Here is a 16,204-nt window from a genome sequence, read left to right as displayed (position 1 = left end):
AAGAATTGTCCAAAATATCCGGGAATTTGTCGACCATATAAGTCACATTATACAAATCCTTCTTAATAATTACATTAACTAACTTGATTGTTACAGTTTGAATGTAGTGTTCATGACAACATGTTAGGATGTGGAAAAGTGAAAAGAGGAGTGTTTGATTTGACTCAAACGATCTTTGAGGCCAGAGGTTTAAGCAAACAATACGGAGAGTCTTTTGCGCTTCAGGATGTCTATATGACGATTGGGGTAGGAGATATTTATGGGTTTGTTGGCAAAAATGGGGCAGGTAAAACTACATTAATGAAAATAATAGGCGGATTGGTACATCCGACACATGGCGAAATCTCTCTTTTTGAAAAAAAGGAAAAAAAAGCTGTTCACGAGGCGAGGCGAAAGGTTGGATTTCTAATTGAAAGGCCAGCGCTTTATCCTAATCTAAATGCGAAGCAAAATCTTACGTTTTATTGCCGTGCGTTTGGAATTAAGGATAAGAGCAGAATTGCGGAAGTATTGCAGGCAGTTTCTCTGGCAGATGCCGGTTCTAAGCTAACCTCAGAATACTCCCTTGGGATGAAACAACGTTTAGGTCTGGCTATTGCTCTACTTAACGATCCCAAATTTCTGGTATTGGACGAGCCTATTAATGGTCTTGATCCGTCAGGCATTGTAGAAGTGCGAAAAATCCTGGAGAAGCTATCCAAAGAGCAAGGAGTGACTATACTAATATCCAGTCATATTTTAAGTGAGTTGCAGCTACTTGCGACCCAATACGGTTTTATTCATAAAGGAAGGTTAATCAAAGAAGCTTCTGCGGAGGAACTCTTACATACGGCGGAAACAAAGATCTGTATTCGAACGGCTGATCCCGCAGCGACACTTCAGATTTTGAAAAGTGAACTCCAACTAGAAACCATTACGATCAGCGAAGCTGGAGAAATTCAAATTCCTAAAGAGAGTACAAATCTGGAAGAGCTGATGTCTTTTTTTCTACAGCGGGGCATCCATATTGAAGGGATTAACCTGTCGGCTCCAAATCTTGAGAACTATTATATGGATCTAATTGCTGGAGGTAACGAATGAGGAATTTTCTTAAGGCTGAAGCTTATTATGTAACCAAGGATCCCATGTTCAAGGGGATAAGTCTTCTTTTGCTGTTTGGAAGTGCCTTATTACTGGTTTGGATGGGGGTACAAGTAGGATTTGATATAGATGGTCCTTTAGAGCCTTTAATCACTAGCATTCAGTTATCTTTTTTTCTGTATTTTATCATCCCGATTTACGTTTGTTTTTTTGCTACCGAGGGATTTGAGTATGGGTCGGTTCAAACCATTATCGCTTCGGGTCAGAGCAGGTCATTATATTTACTGGGAAAATATCTGACCGAATTAAAAGTGGTATTATGGTGGGTAATTCAATTTTTTGGTCTTTTTTATGTATTGTATATGCTGGCAGCGCTTGTTACGGGTTCCCATATCGGAAATGAAAGCTTAGAGGGGAAGTTTATCGTTGCTATGGGGGCTATTGGATTCAATATTTTGTATCTCGCAGCTTATTCCGCTGTCGTGCTGTTGTTAGGAGTATTGATGAAAAAATCGGCTACCGCTGTTATTGCCACGTTTGTTTTTGTATTTGGCGATTTTCTGCTCAGCGGTTATCTGAAAGACTCTTCGTATGTATATCTGAGAGTGATTTCTGAAAATACGCTAACGACGCAAATTTTTAAATTCTCTGCTGTAAATTCACATGAAATATATACCCTAAACGAGGGTGTTCGTATGATCCTAATCCCTGTTGTAATCATAGGAGTTTGCTTGAGCGTTGCTTTAATTTCTTTTGAAAAGAGAGATGTGCATCTATAGAGAGGAAGGATGTATTATGAAAAAGGATAACAAAAGAACAACTATGATCTTAAGTATTTCGGTAGTAGTTATTATTTTTTGTGTTCTTTTTGTGAGTATACGAATATCTTGACGCTGTCTATCTAGTTTTACTAGAACGTGAGGATTGAATCGCTCTCTGGTAAAAAAGCCACGGCGTACGTTAATAACGTACCTCGTGGCTTTAGGTGTTTATGGAAGGACATTGCCGGCAGCACGGTAGATTTCATACCATTCTTGCCGAGTGAGAGTAATATTGGAAGCTTTGGCAATATCACGCAAGCGCTGCGTATTAGTTGTGCCAACGACAGGCTGCATATTTGCCGGATGTCTGAGAATCCATGCGATGGCAATCGCTGTATTGGTTACGTCTTTTTCAGCTGCTAAGCGGTTAATGACCTCGTTCAATTCAGGGAACTTATCGTTATCTAAGAATACGCCTTCAAAGAAGCCATATTGGAAAGGCGACCAAGGCTGAATGGTCATGTCATGCAGGCGACTGTACTCCAAAATCCCGCCATCATGAACAACTGAACCGGAGTTAGTCATATTCACATTGAAACCTGTATCAATCATGCCAGTGACCATAATGCTCAATTGCAGCTGGTTGAACAGCAGCGGTTGCTTTACATTTTTCTTAAGCAGCTCGATTTGCAACGGGTTCTGATTGCTGACACCAAAGTGTTTGACCATACCTTTGCTTTCCAGAATATCAAAAGCCTCAGCGACTTCTTCTGGCTCGAATAGCGTATCAGGACGGTGAAGCAGTAGGACGTCGATATAGTCTGTTTTCAAGCGCTTAAGGCTGCCTTCCACGGATTGCAGGATATGTTCCTTGGAGAAATCAAAAAAACCGTTGCGGATTCCGCATTTGGTTTGGATCATCATTTTATCACGCATACCCGGATTGTTCTCCAGTACACCTGCGAATACTTCCTCGGCTTTGCCAGCTGCGTAGATGTCGGCGTGGTCAAAAAAGTCTATTCCGAGCTCGAGGGCACTATGTACATGTGTATCTGCTTCTTTTGCAGATAAATCAGCAATCCGCATACAGCCGAGCGAAATTTGTGACACCTCAAGTGCGCCGTTTGCTACACTAATTTTTTTAACCAAAAGTGACTCACTCCTTCGAATGTTAGTAGAACATGCAGTATTCAATCAAACCATATCATAAAGAGGGGAGGTAAGCCAATGTCTATCTAAAAGAGAAAGAGGTTATCTCATCAGTAGAATTCACTACTTCAGAGATAACCTCATTTGTCTATAAATCAGTTATTAATACATATTTGGAATGTCGACATTAGGATCAATGTCAGCTTCGTAGTCTACACCCTCTGTTCTAAAACCAAACAGGTTAAAGAAATCTTGGCGGTAGCCTTCAAGATCAGCAAGCTCACCTGCATTGTCGGTTGTCAGCTCGTCCCAACGTTTCATAACCTCAGTCTGAACATCCTCACGCATTTCCCAGTCATCAATTCGGATCAAGCAGCCTCCGTCAGCAGTAGCTTCGCCCCCACTGTAAAGATGCTCAGAGAATAAACGGTACATTTGTTCAATACAGTTCTCGTGCAGCCCTTTTTCCTTCATTACTTCATACAATGCAGAAATATAAAGAGGGACTACAGGAATCGCGGAGCTGGATTGGGTTACCAGAGCTTTGTTCACGGAAACAAAAGCACGTCCACCTTGAGTGGACAGGCGATCATTCAGTTGGACCGCTGTTTGTTCCAGATCATGTTTGGCTTGACCAATCGTTCCGTCGCGATAGATAGGGTGAGTGATTTCAGGCCCGATGTAGGAGTAAGCAACGGTTGTAGCTCCCTCGGCAAGCACGCCAGCTGCTTGAAGCTGATCGATCCACATTCTCCAATCTTCGCCGCCCATAACTGCGATGGTCTGACGTACTTCCTCTTCTGAAGCAGGCTCAATAGTGGTCATGGAAACTTCACCTGTGTGGAAGTTCAAGGTTTTGTTTGAATAAGCGGTTCCCACCGGTTTAATGACGGAGGAGAAGGTTTCTCCTGTTACCGGATGAGTGCGGCGTGGTGAAGCGACACTATAGACAACTAAATCAACTGTGCCATATTCAGCTTTAATCAATTCAATGGTCTTCTCTTTGATAGCATCGGAGAAGGCATCGCCAACTATGCTGTGAGATTTAAGTCCAAGCTGCGCTGCTTGTTGTTCAAAAGCTGCGGAGTTGTACCAGCCAGCAGAAGCTGTACGTTGACCTTCAGCAGCTTTATCAAAGAAAACACCAATAGTGTTGGCGCCAGCACCGAAAGCGGCTGAAATTCTGGAAGCTAGTCCGTATCCGGTAGAAGCGCCAATGACTAGTACATTAGCAGGTCCCTCAATTTTCTTTTGTGCTTTTACATATTCAATTTGTTGTTGTATTTGTTTGGCGCATCCCTCTGGATGGGCTGTTGTACATATAAATCCGCGAGTTTTAGGTTGAATAATCATCAAGGAATTCCCCTTTTTATAAAAATTAAAGTCCAATGTTACTTCAGAGAAAGTATAGCAAACAATATTTACTAATACAAAGAATTTAGGATATTGGAGAAGAATGACTGCTCTCCACTACGATCGACTGCCATCCGCTGCCGCTTACGGACCCAGATGACGTTATATGCAAATTTATCGCCTTTTCAGCAGGGTTTCGGACCCCAGAGACGTTATTGCTTAGAAAAAGGTTCATATTAGGTGTATTTTGTGCCAATAGAGGCTATGAGGTCCGTTGGAATTCCAAATGTGCAATAATGCTGCGTTAAGGGTCAACTGTGTCCGATAGGGGCATTGTGCGGGGAGCTGTGATAGGTCGACCGAACGTACGAAGGAAATAAAACGAACGAATGACGAATCTTACGAATCGTGGCAATCGAACTATCTAACCCGAATCATCCGATGAACCCAAGCACAAAAGGGGCTGCCCCAGCAGCCATTTCGTGGCCATGGGACAACCCCTTAATCTAATGAGGCTAGATTACGCCTTAAATATGGAATCTATAGTTTTGATCTCTTCTGGTGTCAGCCGCACCTTCAGCGTCTCTAAGTTGGAAACGATCTGCTCAGGACGTTTGGCGCCCGGAATAAGCGCATCGATGGAAGGTACGGTCAAATACCAGGCAAGTACGACATGTGCGACTTCGACACCTTTAGCATTGGCAATCTGACGAACCTTGTCCACCTTCTCCAGATTCTTGGCAAAGGTCTCCCCTTGAAATAGCGGGTCATTTTTTCTAATGTCGCTGAATGTATCGCCTTGCTTATATTTGCCGCCCAGCAGGCCCGACGCAAGTGGGAAATAGGGCACGAAAGAAATGCCATGCTCCTGCGTATAAGGCAGCAAATCTTGTTCCGCATCACGATGCAGCAGATTGTAGTGGGATTGAAGAACATCCACATGACCGTCTTTGTTGGCTTGTTTCAGCTGATCAATGGAGAAGTTAGACACCCCGATGGCTCTAATCTTCCCTTCATCCTTCAGCTTCTTAAGTTCACCTACAGCTTCGTCCTTAGGTGTGCTTTCATCAGGGAAATGAATATAGTAAAGATCAATATAATCGGTCTGGAGGCGTTTCAAGCTGTCTTCTACAGACTGTCTTAGAAAAGCTGGAGAGTTGTCGAGTGTAATCTTGTCACCGGTAATCACGTGAGCGCCTTTAGTAGCAATGACCACATTGTCTCGGCCGCCTCTTTCCTTCAGCACTTCGCCAATCAGTTCCTCGGATCTTCCTGGTCCATAAATAAAGGCGGAATCAATAAAATTAATCCCATGATCCAGAGCGCTGCGCACAATATTTCTGCCGGTTTCATCATTTAAACCCGGAAATAAATTATGCCCGCCAACAGCATTGGCACCCAGACCCAGCGGGAGAACCTGCAGATTGGTTTTTCCTAAAGTTATTTTATTAGCCATAATCAATAGTCAGCTCCTTAAAATATAATACGTACTATATTAAGTATAGAGAATAACTCGGGTCAGGACAAATTTTGCTTTCCAGCTTTATACATGAATATTTAAACCGGATAAGTTATGATAGTAAGAAAAATTTATATTCGCGTTCGTGCAATCATGATGAGGAGAAGGAGGTCCGTCTTATGCTAGTCATTAATCAAAATGAAGTGGCCGAACTGTTAGCTATGGAATCTTGCATCTCCGTTATGGAATCTGTTTTGAAGGCTCTTTCCGCTGGACAAGCGGTACAAAGCTTAAGACAAGTGCTTCCTTTACAAAAGAGCAATCTGCTCGGCTTAATGCCGGGTTATTTGCAGCATGAAGAGGTAGCTGGTGCCAAAATCATCAGTGTATTTCCCAGCAATCATGGTTCAGGCCTGCCTTCTCATCAAGGTCTTGTTACCCTATTCGATTCATCTACGGGTGTTCTGAAAGCTATAGTGGATGGAAAAAAGATTACAGCCATTCGTACGGCGGCAGTCAGTGCAGCAGCAACCCGATATCTGGCCAGAGGGGATGCCGAAATCCTTGCTCTTCTTGGAACTGGGGAACAAGCAAAAAGTCATCTGGAAGCGATGTTGCGGGTTCGACCCATCCGTGAGGTAAAAGTATGGAGCAGGACACTCGCAAAGGCACAGGATTTTCAAATGGAGATGAGCCAAAAATATGATGTGCAGATCATTGTTGCCGAGACAGTTCAAGCGGCAGTCAGCGCAGCGGATATCATTTGTACCGTGACAGCATCCACCGAACCTGTGCTCAAGGGAGAATGGCTGAAACCGGGTGTACATATCAATGCTGTCGGCGCATGCAGACCAAATGACCGTGAGCTGGATTCGGAGACCGTCCAATTAGCTAAGTTATATGTAGATCGGCTGGAATCCGCTCAGAATGAATCTGGTGATTATTTAATCCCGCTGAACGAAGGCAAAATTACAGCAGATCATATTGTCGGGGAGATTGGTGAGCTGATCAGTGGCACTATCGAGGGCAGAAGGTCCGCAGCTGACATTACTCTTTTTAAAGGATTAGGGCTGGCCATTGAGGATTTAGCAGCAGCTAATTTTATATATAATGAAGCTGTTAGATTACATAAAGGCACTGAAATTGCATTCTAAGGAGCGACTACACGATGAGCACTTATGAAGGTCTGTATGATTTCAAGTTGACGGAGCAAGAGGAGGAGCGGGCTAAACGCTTGCATGAGCAGAACATTATTATCGATTTGCTGTTTCAAGGTCCCTTATCTCCAAGCGCGATTCCAGACTCTATCTCTGACAGAATCAAAGAATTATGTGAGCCTTATAAAGATGAGCCAATGGTATACAGCAGTATGCCTGCAAAAATCATCACAAAGCTATCTGCGAGCGGAGAGATCCCTGAGTATAAGGAAGAGTGGTACAAGTCCGGAATTACAGCAGGGAACCGCGAACTTCATTTGGAATCCTTAGACAGCATCATTACAAGCATGGCAGAGGTGCAACTGCAATTCGATTCTGCAGATTGGTTAATCAAAGCCTTAACTGCCGAAGACATACGTGCTGCCAAGCGTAATGGTTATAAAGCGGGCATTATCACAGCACAAGAAACGGATGGTCTGGGCACGAATCTCGATCAATTAGATGTACTTTATAACTTCGGATTAAGAATTATACAATTGACCTACAACAATCAGAACCAGATTGGGGCGGGTTGTGCAGAACAATCAAACGCCGGGGTCACTAATTTCGGAAAAAGATTCATTGCACGCTTGAACAAGCTGGGGATCATTGTAGATACGGGGCATTGCGGGAAACAGACTACGTTAGATGCCTGCGCTTATTCCACAACTCCGGTGATTGCTTCACATACGGGTGTAGAGGCGATCTATCCGCATATGCGCTGTAAAAGTGATGAGGAGATTATCGCGATAGCCAAGACGGGTGGAGTTATTGGTATTTTTGCTATGCCTTGGTTTGTTCATGAAGATCCTAAACATACAACTATTGACCATGTGCTGGATCATATCGAATATGTAATCCGGCTTGTAGGCGTGGATCATGTCGGAATTGGAACGGATTGGCCGATGAGCGATGTGCTCTGGTCATTGGTTTATTTTAAAGAACATATCGCACCCAAGCTTGGATTCGCCAAAGGAGACGGACCTTCTACAGAAACCGTTGCTGGACTTGAGAAATATAGTTATTTTATTAACTTTACTAGAGGTTTGGTTGCCCGCGGTTATGCGGATGCAGATATTGCTAAGATCATGGGCGGCAACTGGCTGCGCGTATTTGAAGAAATTTGCGGATAGGGGATAAACAGATGACAACCTACTTACACACATCTACATTTAACGTCTACTTTTCTGGTGTTTATACAGGCAAAATTCATTTTACAGAGCAACAGATCATGCTAGCTAAGGTCGATCCGCGTAGAAGAACGCAAATGCAGGACAATGTGCTGGATGGACAGTTCAAGACCGTACTCCCGCTTCAAAAAATCCATAAACATTTGGATGCTTATGCTAATGCAGAATGGGCAGAAGACGAGGTAGTGCTGAGTAATGGCGATATCTATCAAAAGCATATCCAGTATCAGGCGCAGATTGAAGGCCGCGAACTGACCTCACAAGTATGGGCGCTGCGCAAAGAGACGGCTCTGGACATTGTGACTTTGGACGGGGAAATTATCGCTTTTTTAACGCCGAATCGGTATGGTATTGAGCTTATGGTTAAAGCAGGTTATGAGAAGCTGACTCCGTTAGTGGTCTACGACGATCCTCTTCTATCCAAGGCAGAATATGGTGTGAACGATTTGGGTACTGATCTGATTCCGATGCGCGATGGGGTGAAGTTGGCGACAGATGTTTTTTTACCAGAGGGCATTAAGCCGGGAACTAAGCTGCCGACAATTCTCGTAAGAACATGTTATGACCGCAACGGAAAAAAAGAGATTTTTATGAGATGGGCCAATAAAGGTTATGCAGTAGTATCGCAGGATGTTAGAGGTCGGGCAGATTCGGAAGGCGAACTGATTCCTTTTTATAATGAACGGGATGACGGTTATGATACGATTGACTGGATTATTGCTCAGGAATGGTCGGATGGCAACGTCGGCATGTGGGGCGCATCCTATCTAGGTTTTGTTGTTGTGGCGGCGGCCACCAGTGGGCACCCGAATCTGAAGGCGGTTGTGGATGAAGTGAACGTGGGCTCTCCATTTGTTGATACCGTTCGCAAAGGGGGAACCCTTTGTTCTTGGCCATTGCTCTCTTGGACTCTTGCTCAATCTGTGGGTACTCGGACGGATTTTGATATCTTTGGAGGCATTACAGTGAATCCGGAAGCAGCCGTTGATGCAAGACCGATTAAAGAGATCCCTCAGCAAATGATTGGCAAAACATCAGGTCCATGGGATCTGTGGAGCCAGCATCCGGAGTATGATGATTTCTGGAAAAACTGTACTTTTACCGAGCGCGGTGATCAGGTGCAGGTGCCTATGTATGTTATCTCAGGCTGGTATGACGGCGACAGCGCCGGCGTATCGGAAACATGGAGAATGTTGACAGAACATGATGTGCCTAATCGAAAAATCCGTCTGGGCGCTTGGGAGCACGGGCCTAACAGAGCCAGAGACTATGAAGGTGTGAGCTTCGGCAATGATGCTGTAGTCTATGATTACGATGTTTCTGTGCTGCGCTGGTTCGACCGCTTCCTCAAAGGCATTCCAAATGGAATAGATCAGGAGCCTAGAGCCTCTTATTATGTTGTTGGTGAAAATCAGTGGAGAACGTCTGCGGATTGGACACCTGCTGAAGCCACAACTTCTTCCTTCTACCTTTCCAGCGGCGGGCGAGCGAATTCAGGACAAGGGGATGGGCAACTGCTTGCAGCGCCTGAGGAACATTCTCCTGAAGATACTTATATCTATAATCCTCATGATCCTATGAATGATAGCGGTGAACGAGAGCCTGAGAATTTGCGAAAATACGAGCTGCGCAATGATATCCTTGTCTACACTAGTGATATTCTGACGGATGAGCTGACTGTGGCCGGAGAATTGTCTGCGGTTATCTATGCTGCCAGCACTGGCAAAGATACGGATTGGGTTGTTACGCTTAGTGACGTGAATGAACAAGGGGACTCTATCCGGTTATCCAATTATATTGTCAGAGCTAAATACCGTCATGGATTGGAAGCGCCTGAGCTGCTGATTCCTGGGCAGGTGGAGAAATATGATATTTTCATGCCGAATATTGCCCATAGATTTGCTGTGGGACACCGAATTCGGTTCTCGATTACTTCGTCCAGTAAATTCGTTGCTTTCCCTAATACAAATACAGGCAGTAATCCGTATGAAGATTCAGAAGCGATTACTGTGCTGCAGACTGTTTACCATAATCGTGAGTATCCGAGCCATGTGAAGCTGCCGGTGGTTCCTAACGCTTAAATGTGACTTTAATACGAAGAAGGGGCTGAACAAAGGTAAAGGGAATTAACACTTGAAGCTGAAGCTGCATTTGATGACAAATGATGCTTCAAGTGACGTACCGAGAGAGTACTGAGTGAACACCGAGTGCGGCCTAGGTGAAACAAAAAGTGAAGAATGAGCTTATGCTTCAATTGAAGCGAAAAGTAAAACTCTTATAGAGCGATTAGGGAATTTCTCCCTGAAATTCTTAGGATTCTGGTCGTCAGGCATATAATTGAGGAAAAACTCCCTAATTTTATGTCTGATTCCCCGGAAATAAGGAAAACAGCCTATTTATTAGGGAGGAATTCCCTGGTTTCGTTCATTTAGAGCAAATTTCTCCTACTTTCAGGGAGTTTTTCCCTAATTAGTTTTAGATCCACTCCGCACAACGCGCAAACGCAGAACACATACTCCCAGCACGCAAACGCAGAACGCCTACATCGCCACCATCCCAAACGCCATCGCCCAATCCAATGGCATAGCGCACTAAGAACTAATAGTCTATTGGTTATACCATAAATCTTGAACTATACTGCAAGGTCAACCTTGTATTTTTGGAGAAATGTCGATTATTCACAGAAAAGCGCATAAATGCTCCCTTCTTAGGTCACAATAGGGAAAAACCAGAATGAAGGGATTAACGTGAACGCGTTTCGCTTAAAAAAACAACTTTGGCGGCGATGGAGACGTTGGAAAAAGGCGCTTTGGGTAGGAGCTGCTTGTATAGCTTTTACTGTACTGGCTTGGCGCAGTATGCAGGTACCTGAGGAAATCAGTGGACTGCTGACGAATTCTAGCTGGGCGGATAGTGCCGATAGTGAGCTGGCCGCAGCTGTCTTTAAAGTAGGCGAGGACAGTGATGAGGCAAAAGAGAAGGGCACTTTAAATAATGAACAACTGCTGCAAACCATCACCCAAAGTGGGCTCAGCAGAACCGTTCATTTAAAAACAACCTATGTGTCCGGAGAAGAGATTCAGACGTTGCCGGGCGTAAAGAATCCGCTGCAGCTGAAGACTATAATCAATGAACACCCTGAATGGAGCGGTTGGATTAGTTCAGAAGGGGATTTGTGGCTGGAACAAAAAGTGAATGATTTATCGACAATGATAAAAAATGAAGCTTACATTGGTGTAGATGCGTTTGGGAATTTGACCTTGTTTAAAGGTCCGCCAGTTCAGGAGAAGGTACTGAAGACTTTTTTTCAAATGGATATGGGTTCCCTGAAATCCTCATTGCCGGAAAATATTTGGAAAGAGCTTCATGAGGGTATTCGTGTTCAGGATATTGAAGAGTACAACAGTGTGCTGTCTACCTTCAGTGATTATGCCCGCGAAGCTGCTGAGCATGTCATGCAGAACAAGCAATAGCTTTGATAAAGCTGTCCTAAAGTCATTATTAATGGCTGAGGGCAGCTTTTTTGTGTGAAATGAAACGGGGAAGAGTCTTAGCTGTAGGCCTAAAGTTGCCATTTCGCTGCAAACAGTAAACTTTTTTTCTCCCGCAAGGGCGATTTTTGCTATAATGGTTAGAAGGAATACATATGTTCGCTTCATGGCGGAGGAATGGATGAAAACGGTGGAATAATCTGCCTGTTATAGAGGAGAGATCGTGTTTGCGTATTTTGGGAATTGATCCGGGGCTGGCGATCGTCGGCTTTGGCTTTGTGGATAAGGAAGGACATAAACTGACCCCCGTCCAATATGGTTGTATTCAGACTGAGGCTCATACGCCTGAAGAAGAACGACTGCTGCATGTCTATGAAGGCATGGGTCAGCTCATTGATAAATATAAACCCGATGCTGTGGCGATAGAAAAGCTGTTTTTCGCTCGCAACGTTACTACAGCATTGCCAGTGGCGCAGGCCCGCGGTGTGACTATATTAGCTGCAGTACAGCGGGGTCTCCCCGTCTCGGAATATACACCTATGATGGTAAAGCAGGCTGTTGTGGGTTATGGTAAGGCTGAGAAACGGCAGGTCCAGGAAATGGTGAAGCTGCTGCTGAAGCTATCGGCGATTCCGAAACCCGATGATGTGGCGGATGCGCTGGCGGTAGCGGTATGCCATGCCCATTCGAGCAGTCTTAATTCTAAATTAAATGAGGTATTGCGAAAATGATAGATTTCTTAAGAGGACCCGTCGTTCATTTGGAGTCGGAATATGTGGTGTTGGATGTGCAGGGAGTAGGATACCGGGTATTCTGCCCGAATCCTTATGCTTTTGCTAAAGTAGAAGGACCTGTAACGATCTATATTCATTACCAAACACGTGAGGACGCTACGCTATTATTTGGGTTCCCGACTCGTGAGGAACAAAAATTGTTCCGCAAGCTGATAGAGGTATCTGGCATCGGTCCTAGGGTTGCGCTTGGAATCCTGACAGGTGGAACACCGGATCAGTTGATTTCAGCGATTTATCAAGAGAATATAACGTTCTTAACGAAATTACCGGGCATTGGCAAAAAGACGGCACAGCGTATGATCCTTGATTTGAAGGACAAGCTGGACGGACTCAGTATGGCTTCAATGCAAACGGGATTGTTTGCAGTGCCAACGGAGGAAGCAACGGATGGATTGGCATGGCAAGAGGCGCGGGATGCGCTTAAGGGGCTGGGTTATACCGAAAGCGAATTGGACCGCGTGTGGCTCGCGTTGAAGAAAGAGGGAGCAGAGACAGGAACTGTAGATGTGCTGATGAAGAAAGCACTAGGGCTGCTATATATAGCTAAGTAAAGCCGTACACATCCTAAAGAAAGGGAGCGATAGGAAATGGATGACCGGATTATATCCGCGAATTTGATGATGGATGAGCAGGCGGTAGAACTAAGCTTGCGTCCTCGTTATCTGGGAGAATATATCGGCCAGACTCAGGTGAAAGAAAACCTGAAAGTATATATAGAAGCGGCCAAAATGAGAAGCGAAGCGCTGGATCATGTGCTGCTGTACGGACCTCCGGGTCTGGGCAAAACAACGCTCGCTAATATTATCGCCAATGAGCTGGGTGTGAACCTGCGAACAACTTCCGGCCCTGCGATAGAGCGTCCAGGCGATCTTGCCGCTCTGCTGACGAATCTGCAGGAAGGCGACGTGCTTTTCATTGATGAGATTCACCGTTTGCACCGCACGGTCGAGGAGGTTATGTATCCTGCGATGGAGGATTTCGCGCTGGATATCATGATCGGCAAAGGGCCAAGTGCCCGTTCGGTACGATTGGATTTGCCGCCGTTCACACTGATAGGTGCCACAACCCGGGCAGGACTACTGTCTGCGCCACTGCGTGATCGTTTCGGAGTGGTCAGTCGCCTGGAATTCTATAACATAGATGAGCTGAGTTACATTGTTTCTCGAAATGCGGATCTTTTAGGCATTGAGATTGTTGGCGATGCAGCAGAAGAGATCGCGCTTCGTTCGCGGGGCACACCGCGGATTGCTAACCGCTTATTGAAGCGGGTCCGTGATTTTGCTCAAGTGCGCGGAGATGGAATTATAACTCCTGAAATTTCTGGGGAAGCATTGAAGATGCTTCAGGTGGACCCGCGTGGTCTGGACAGTATTGACCACAAGATGTTAAGTGCTATGATTTCAAGCTTTCGCGGCGGTCCTGTAGGACTGGATACGATTGCAGCTACGATTGGTGAGGAAAGTCAGACGATTGAGGACGTATATGAGCCGTACCTGCTACAGATAGGGTTCTTGCAGCGGAGTCCGCGTGGAAGAATTGTAACCCCGGCCGCTTATCATCATTTAGGGCTTCCGCTCCCTCCGGAGCAGCACTAGTTCGTCACTACAATTATAAAGGAGGATGCTGGATGAAGCATACGAAGAGGAAATGGAGAGGGGTCGCCCCGCTAAGCAAAGGATTGCTTGCGGCTGCGCTTGCTGTAGGAAGTTTCCTGATCCCTGCGGGTGCCAGTCATGCCGATTCTAATAGCACGATACGAGTTGCTCTTTATGCTGATATTGGAAGTAAATATAAATCAACTGTGCCAGTAGTAACACTGCAATCAACGCAAAGCTTTACTTTGCTGTCGGATCAAGCAGGAAGTGCTCCTTTGGTATCTGTCCCAGCACAGAAGCAAATTCGTATAAGTCTGGACGGATATAGAGTTAAGGTGATGGAGGTTTCAAGCTGGCAGACAGCAGCGGATGCAGCTAAAAAGCTCCAATCCACCTCCGATAAACCGCAGATTTTTGCAATCTCCAGAAATGGAGCGACTGTGTATCAGTTGTACACGGGCGTCTATGCTAGTGAAGCAGCTGCCAAGGATGGGCTTACCCGTGTAGTCAAAGCAGGGTTGAGTATTCCTGCTGACCAAACCCCAGCGGTGAAAGGTAATAAACATTTATCAGCTGGCCGCTATTCTTCGGAGCAGGAAGCAGATGTGGCGCTTAATAGCCTCACTGCAGCTGGTTTGGATGCTTGGAAGGTGTTTCTGGCAGGAAACGATGGCAGTGCACAAGTAGAGGTATGGGTAGGCGAAGCTGCCAACGATAGTGATTTAACAGCTGTTCAAGCCGCTGTGTCTACGGCGGCACCACAATTTACGGTTTCGGTGGCGACCTCGCCCGGATTAATACTGCGTAAGGATGCCGGACTGGATTTTAGCAGTGAAACTCAAGCCGATCATTATCTGGTTTCTGGAAGCAATGCTAAATTTCTTGCTGCAGGCAGCGAGGCTGGGATTCAGTTAGTGGAAAGATCCAAGCGTACATATCGCGGAAATTTGGAACTGAGCAATTTGAGCGGATCGCTGGCTGTAATTAATGTAGTGCCGCTGGAGCAATATTTGTATGCCGTAGTTGGAGGAGAGGTTTCCTCCAGCTGGCCAGAAGAAGCGCTAAAAGCTCAGGCTGTCGCCGCCCGCAGCTATGCGCTGTCCCAAGGCAACCGTTTTGATGTAGCGAATGTAGTAGATACCACTCTTAGTCAGGTATATAACGGAATCGGGTCTGAAGCTCCCTCCATTATCAAAGCTGTAGATACTACTGCTGGTGAAGTGCTGATGAGTGGTGGTAAAGTTGTTGAGGCTGTATTTTCTTCCAATAGTGGAGGTATGACAGCTGACCCTTCAGAGGTTTGGGCGAATGGTGGCGATGTATTTGCTAGTGTTCCAAGCGTTGAAGATGTTTCGGCAGCTGCTGCTAAGAAGTGGTATTATGTTCTGCTTGCGAATGGTACCTCTGGTTATGCACGTGAAGATAATATTAAATTGACGGGCAGCAAAACCGCTGCCGGACTCGATATAGTTACCGCTACAACCAAAGATGTGAATATACGTCCTCTGCCAGTTATTGAGAGCAGTGTTAGTGCAGTCGGAAAGCTGAATCCGGGTGAGAACGCTGTGGCTCTGGATAAAGTATATGAGTCTGGCAGCTATAGCTGGATCAAAGGGCCGTATACCTCTGCTGAACTTCTAAAAAGCCTGCAGGGTAAAACAACAAGCACGCTCCCTTCCAGCATCTCTAACCTGCAGGTCACCCAGCGCGGTCCTTCTGGAAGAGCGATTCAGGTGAAAGCTAATGGTCAGGCTCTGAATGTGAAATATCCTGATATGTTCCGCTCCGCGTTTAATGGATTACCTAGTACATTGTTTGATATTGTGGCACCCGGAAGTTATACTGTATTAGGCGCTGACGGCGCTACCGCCACAATTAGCAGCTCGCAGAGTGCTGGCGTGCTTTCCGCATCGGGGAAGGTTAATGTGAATGGCAGTGGAACTGTAGTGATGGGCGGAGATTCTGCGGCCAGAGTGATCACTAACAGCTCGGGCTTTCTGTTCATTGGACAAGGCAACGGCCATGGTCTAGGCATGTCGCAGTGGGGCGTGAAAGGCATGGCGGACAGCGGGTATGATTACAAGCAAATATTGCAACACTATTATAAGAACGTTACTATAGTTAAGGAATGAAGAC

General features: G+C 45.5%; 13 protein-coding genes. 10 read left to right on the top strand and 3 right to left on the bottom strand.

Annotation, left to right across the window (positions count from 1 at the left end):
* Window positions 1-138 precede the first annotated feature (138 nt).
* Entirely contained in the window at window positions 139-1,080 is a 942-nt protein-coding gene (locus tag MHH50_RS24485; RefSeq protein ID WP_340033542.1) for an ABC transporter ATP-binding protein, read from the top strand.
* Window positions 1,077-1,859, top strand: a complete 783-nt coding sequence (locus tag MHH50_RS24480) for a hypothetical protein (RefSeq protein WP_076130409.1) — start codon at window positions 1,077-1,079, stop codon at window positions 1,857-1,859. Before MHH50_RS24485 ends, MHH50_RS24480 begins: the two co-directional genes overlap by 4 nt.
* A gap of 210 nt (window positions 1,860-2,069) precedes the next feature.
* Here the strand turns inward: MHH50_RS24480 and MHH50_RS24475 are convergent, their stop codons facing one another.
* From MHH50_RS24475 to MHH50_RS24465, 3 genes are all read right to left on the bottom strand, one after another.
* Entirely contained in the window at window positions 2,070-2,990 is a 921-nt protein-coding gene (locus tag MHH50_RS24475) for an aldo/keto reductase (protein ID WP_256719037.1), read from the bottom strand.
* A 162-nt stretch (window positions 2,991-3,152) separates the two neighbouring features.
* Window positions 3,153-4,343, bottom strand: coding sequence for an enoyl-ACP reductase FabV (gene fabV / locus MHH50_RS24470; protein WP_340011102.1), 1,191 nt, complete (start codon window positions 4,341-4,343; stop codon window positions 3,153-3,155).
* A gap of 520 nt (window positions 4,344-4,863) precedes the next feature.
* A complete protein-coding gene (locus tag MHH50_RS24465; protein WP_340033541.1) occupies window positions 4,864-5,799 on the bottom strand; it encodes an aldo/keto reductase in 936 nt (311 codons plus the stop codon).
* Between the two features lie 182 nt (window positions 5,800-5,981).
* Between MHH50_RS24465 and MHH50_RS24460 the strand changes: the two genes are divergently transcribed.
* From MHH50_RS24460 to MHH50_RS24425, 8 genes are all read left to right on the top strand, one after another.
* Complete coding sequence (locus tag MHH50_RS24460; RefSeq protein WP_340033539.1) at window positions 5,982-6,956, top strand: ornithine cyclodeaminase family protein; 975 nt, start codon at window positions 5,982-5,984, stop codon at window positions 6,954-6,956.
* A gap of 14 nt (window positions 6,957-6,970) precedes the next feature.
* The gene (locus tag MHH50_RS24455; RefSeq protein WP_076278864.1) at window positions 6,971-8,131 is read left to right on the top strand and encodes a membrane dipeptidase; all 1,161 of its coding nucleotides are present in this window, start codon (window positions 6,971-6,973) and stop codon (window positions 8,129-8,131) included.
* An 11-nt stretch (window positions 8,132-8,142) separates the two neighbouring features.
* On the top strand, window positions 8,143-10,269 hold the full coding sequence (locus MHH50_RS24450; protein WP_248549478.1) for a CocE/NonD family hydrolase: 2,127 nt from the start codon (window positions 8,143-8,145) through the stop codon (window positions 10,267-10,269).
* A gap of 666 nt (window positions 10,270-10,935) precedes the next feature.
* A complete protein-coding gene (locus MHH50_RS24445) occupies window positions 10,936-11,661 on the top strand; it encodes a BofC C-terminal domain-containing protein (protein WP_076130403.1) in 726 nt (241 codons plus the stop codon).
* 245 nt (window positions 11,662-11,906) lie between these two features.
* Entirely contained in the window at window positions 11,907-12,410 is a 504-nt protein-coding gene (gene ruvC / locus MHH50_RS24440; protein WP_036677679.1) for a crossover junction endodeoxyribonuclease RuvC, read from the top strand.
* Complete coding sequence (ruvA, locus tag MHH50_RS24435) at window positions 12,407-13,024, top strand: Holliday junction branch migration protein RuvA (RefSeq protein WP_036677675.1); 618 nt, start codon at window positions 12,407-12,409, stop codon at window positions 13,022-13,024. Before ruvC ends, ruvA begins: the two co-directional genes overlap by 4 nt.
* 36 nt (window positions 13,025-13,060) lie before the next feature.
* Complete coding sequence (gene ruvB, locus MHH50_RS24430; protein WP_036677672.1) at window positions 13,061-14,068, top strand: Holliday junction branch migration DNA helicase RuvB; 1,008 nt, start codon at window positions 13,061-13,063, stop codon at window positions 14,066-14,068.
* Window positions 14,069-14,100: 32 nt separating this feature from the next.
* Window positions 14,101-16,200 carry a SpoIID/LytB domain-containing protein gene (locus MHH50_RS24425; RefSeq protein WP_076147855.1) on the top strand — a complete coding sequence of 700 codons (2,100 nt, stop codon included), beginning with the start codon at window positions 14,101-14,103 and terminating at the stop codon, window positions 16,198-16,200.
* Window positions 16,201-16,204: the final 4 nt, after the last annotated feature.

The sequence above is a fragment of the Paenibacillus sp. FSL H3-0302 genome (assembly GCF_037982245.1).
GTDB lineage: Bacteria > Bacillota > Bacilli > Paenibacillales > Paenibacillaceae > Paenibacillus_AQ > Paenibacillus_AQ odorifer.
This window is presented reverse-complemented; position numbering and strand designations above follow the sequence as displayed.

What these genes read in the sequence shown, in the direction of transcription:
- MHH50_RS24480 (WP_076130409.1), top strand. Translation starts at nt 1,077, where the DNA reads ATGAGGAATTTTCTTAAGGCTGAAGCTTATTATGTAACCAAGGATCCC.
- fabV (WP_340011102.1), bottom strand. Translation starts at nt 4,343, where the DNA reads ATGATTATTCAACCTAAAACTCGCGGATTTATATGTACAACAGCCCAT.
- ruvB (WP_036677672.1), top strand. Translation starts at nt 13,061, where the DNA reads ATGGATGACCGGATTATATCCGCGAATTTGATGATGGATGAGCAGGCG.
- MHH50_RS24450 (WP_248549478.1), top strand. Translation starts at nt 8,143, where the DNA reads ATGACAACCTACTTACACACATCTACATTTAACGTCTACTTTTCTGGT.
- MHH50_RS24425 (WP_076147855.1), top strand. Translation starts at nt 14,101, where the DNA reads ATGAAGCATACGAAGAGGAAATGGAGAGGGGTCGCCCCGCTAAGCAAA.
- MHH50_RS24460 (WP_340033539.1), top strand. Translation starts at nt 5,982, where the DNA reads ATGCTAGTCATTAATCAAAATGAAGTGGCCGAACTGTTAGCTATGGAA.
- MHH50_RS24455 (WP_076278864.1), top strand. Translation starts at nt 6,971, where the DNA reads ATGAGCACTTATGAAGGTCTGTATGATTTCAAGTTGACGGAGCAAGAG.
- MHH50_RS24465 (WP_340033541.1), bottom strand. Translation starts at nt 5,799, where the DNA reads ATGGCTAATAAAATAACTTTAGGAAAAACCAATCTGCAGGTTCTCCCG.
- ruvA (WP_036677675.1), top strand. Translation starts at nt 12,407, where the DNA reads ATGATAGATTTCTTAAGAGGACCCGTCGTTCATTTGGAGTCGGAATAT.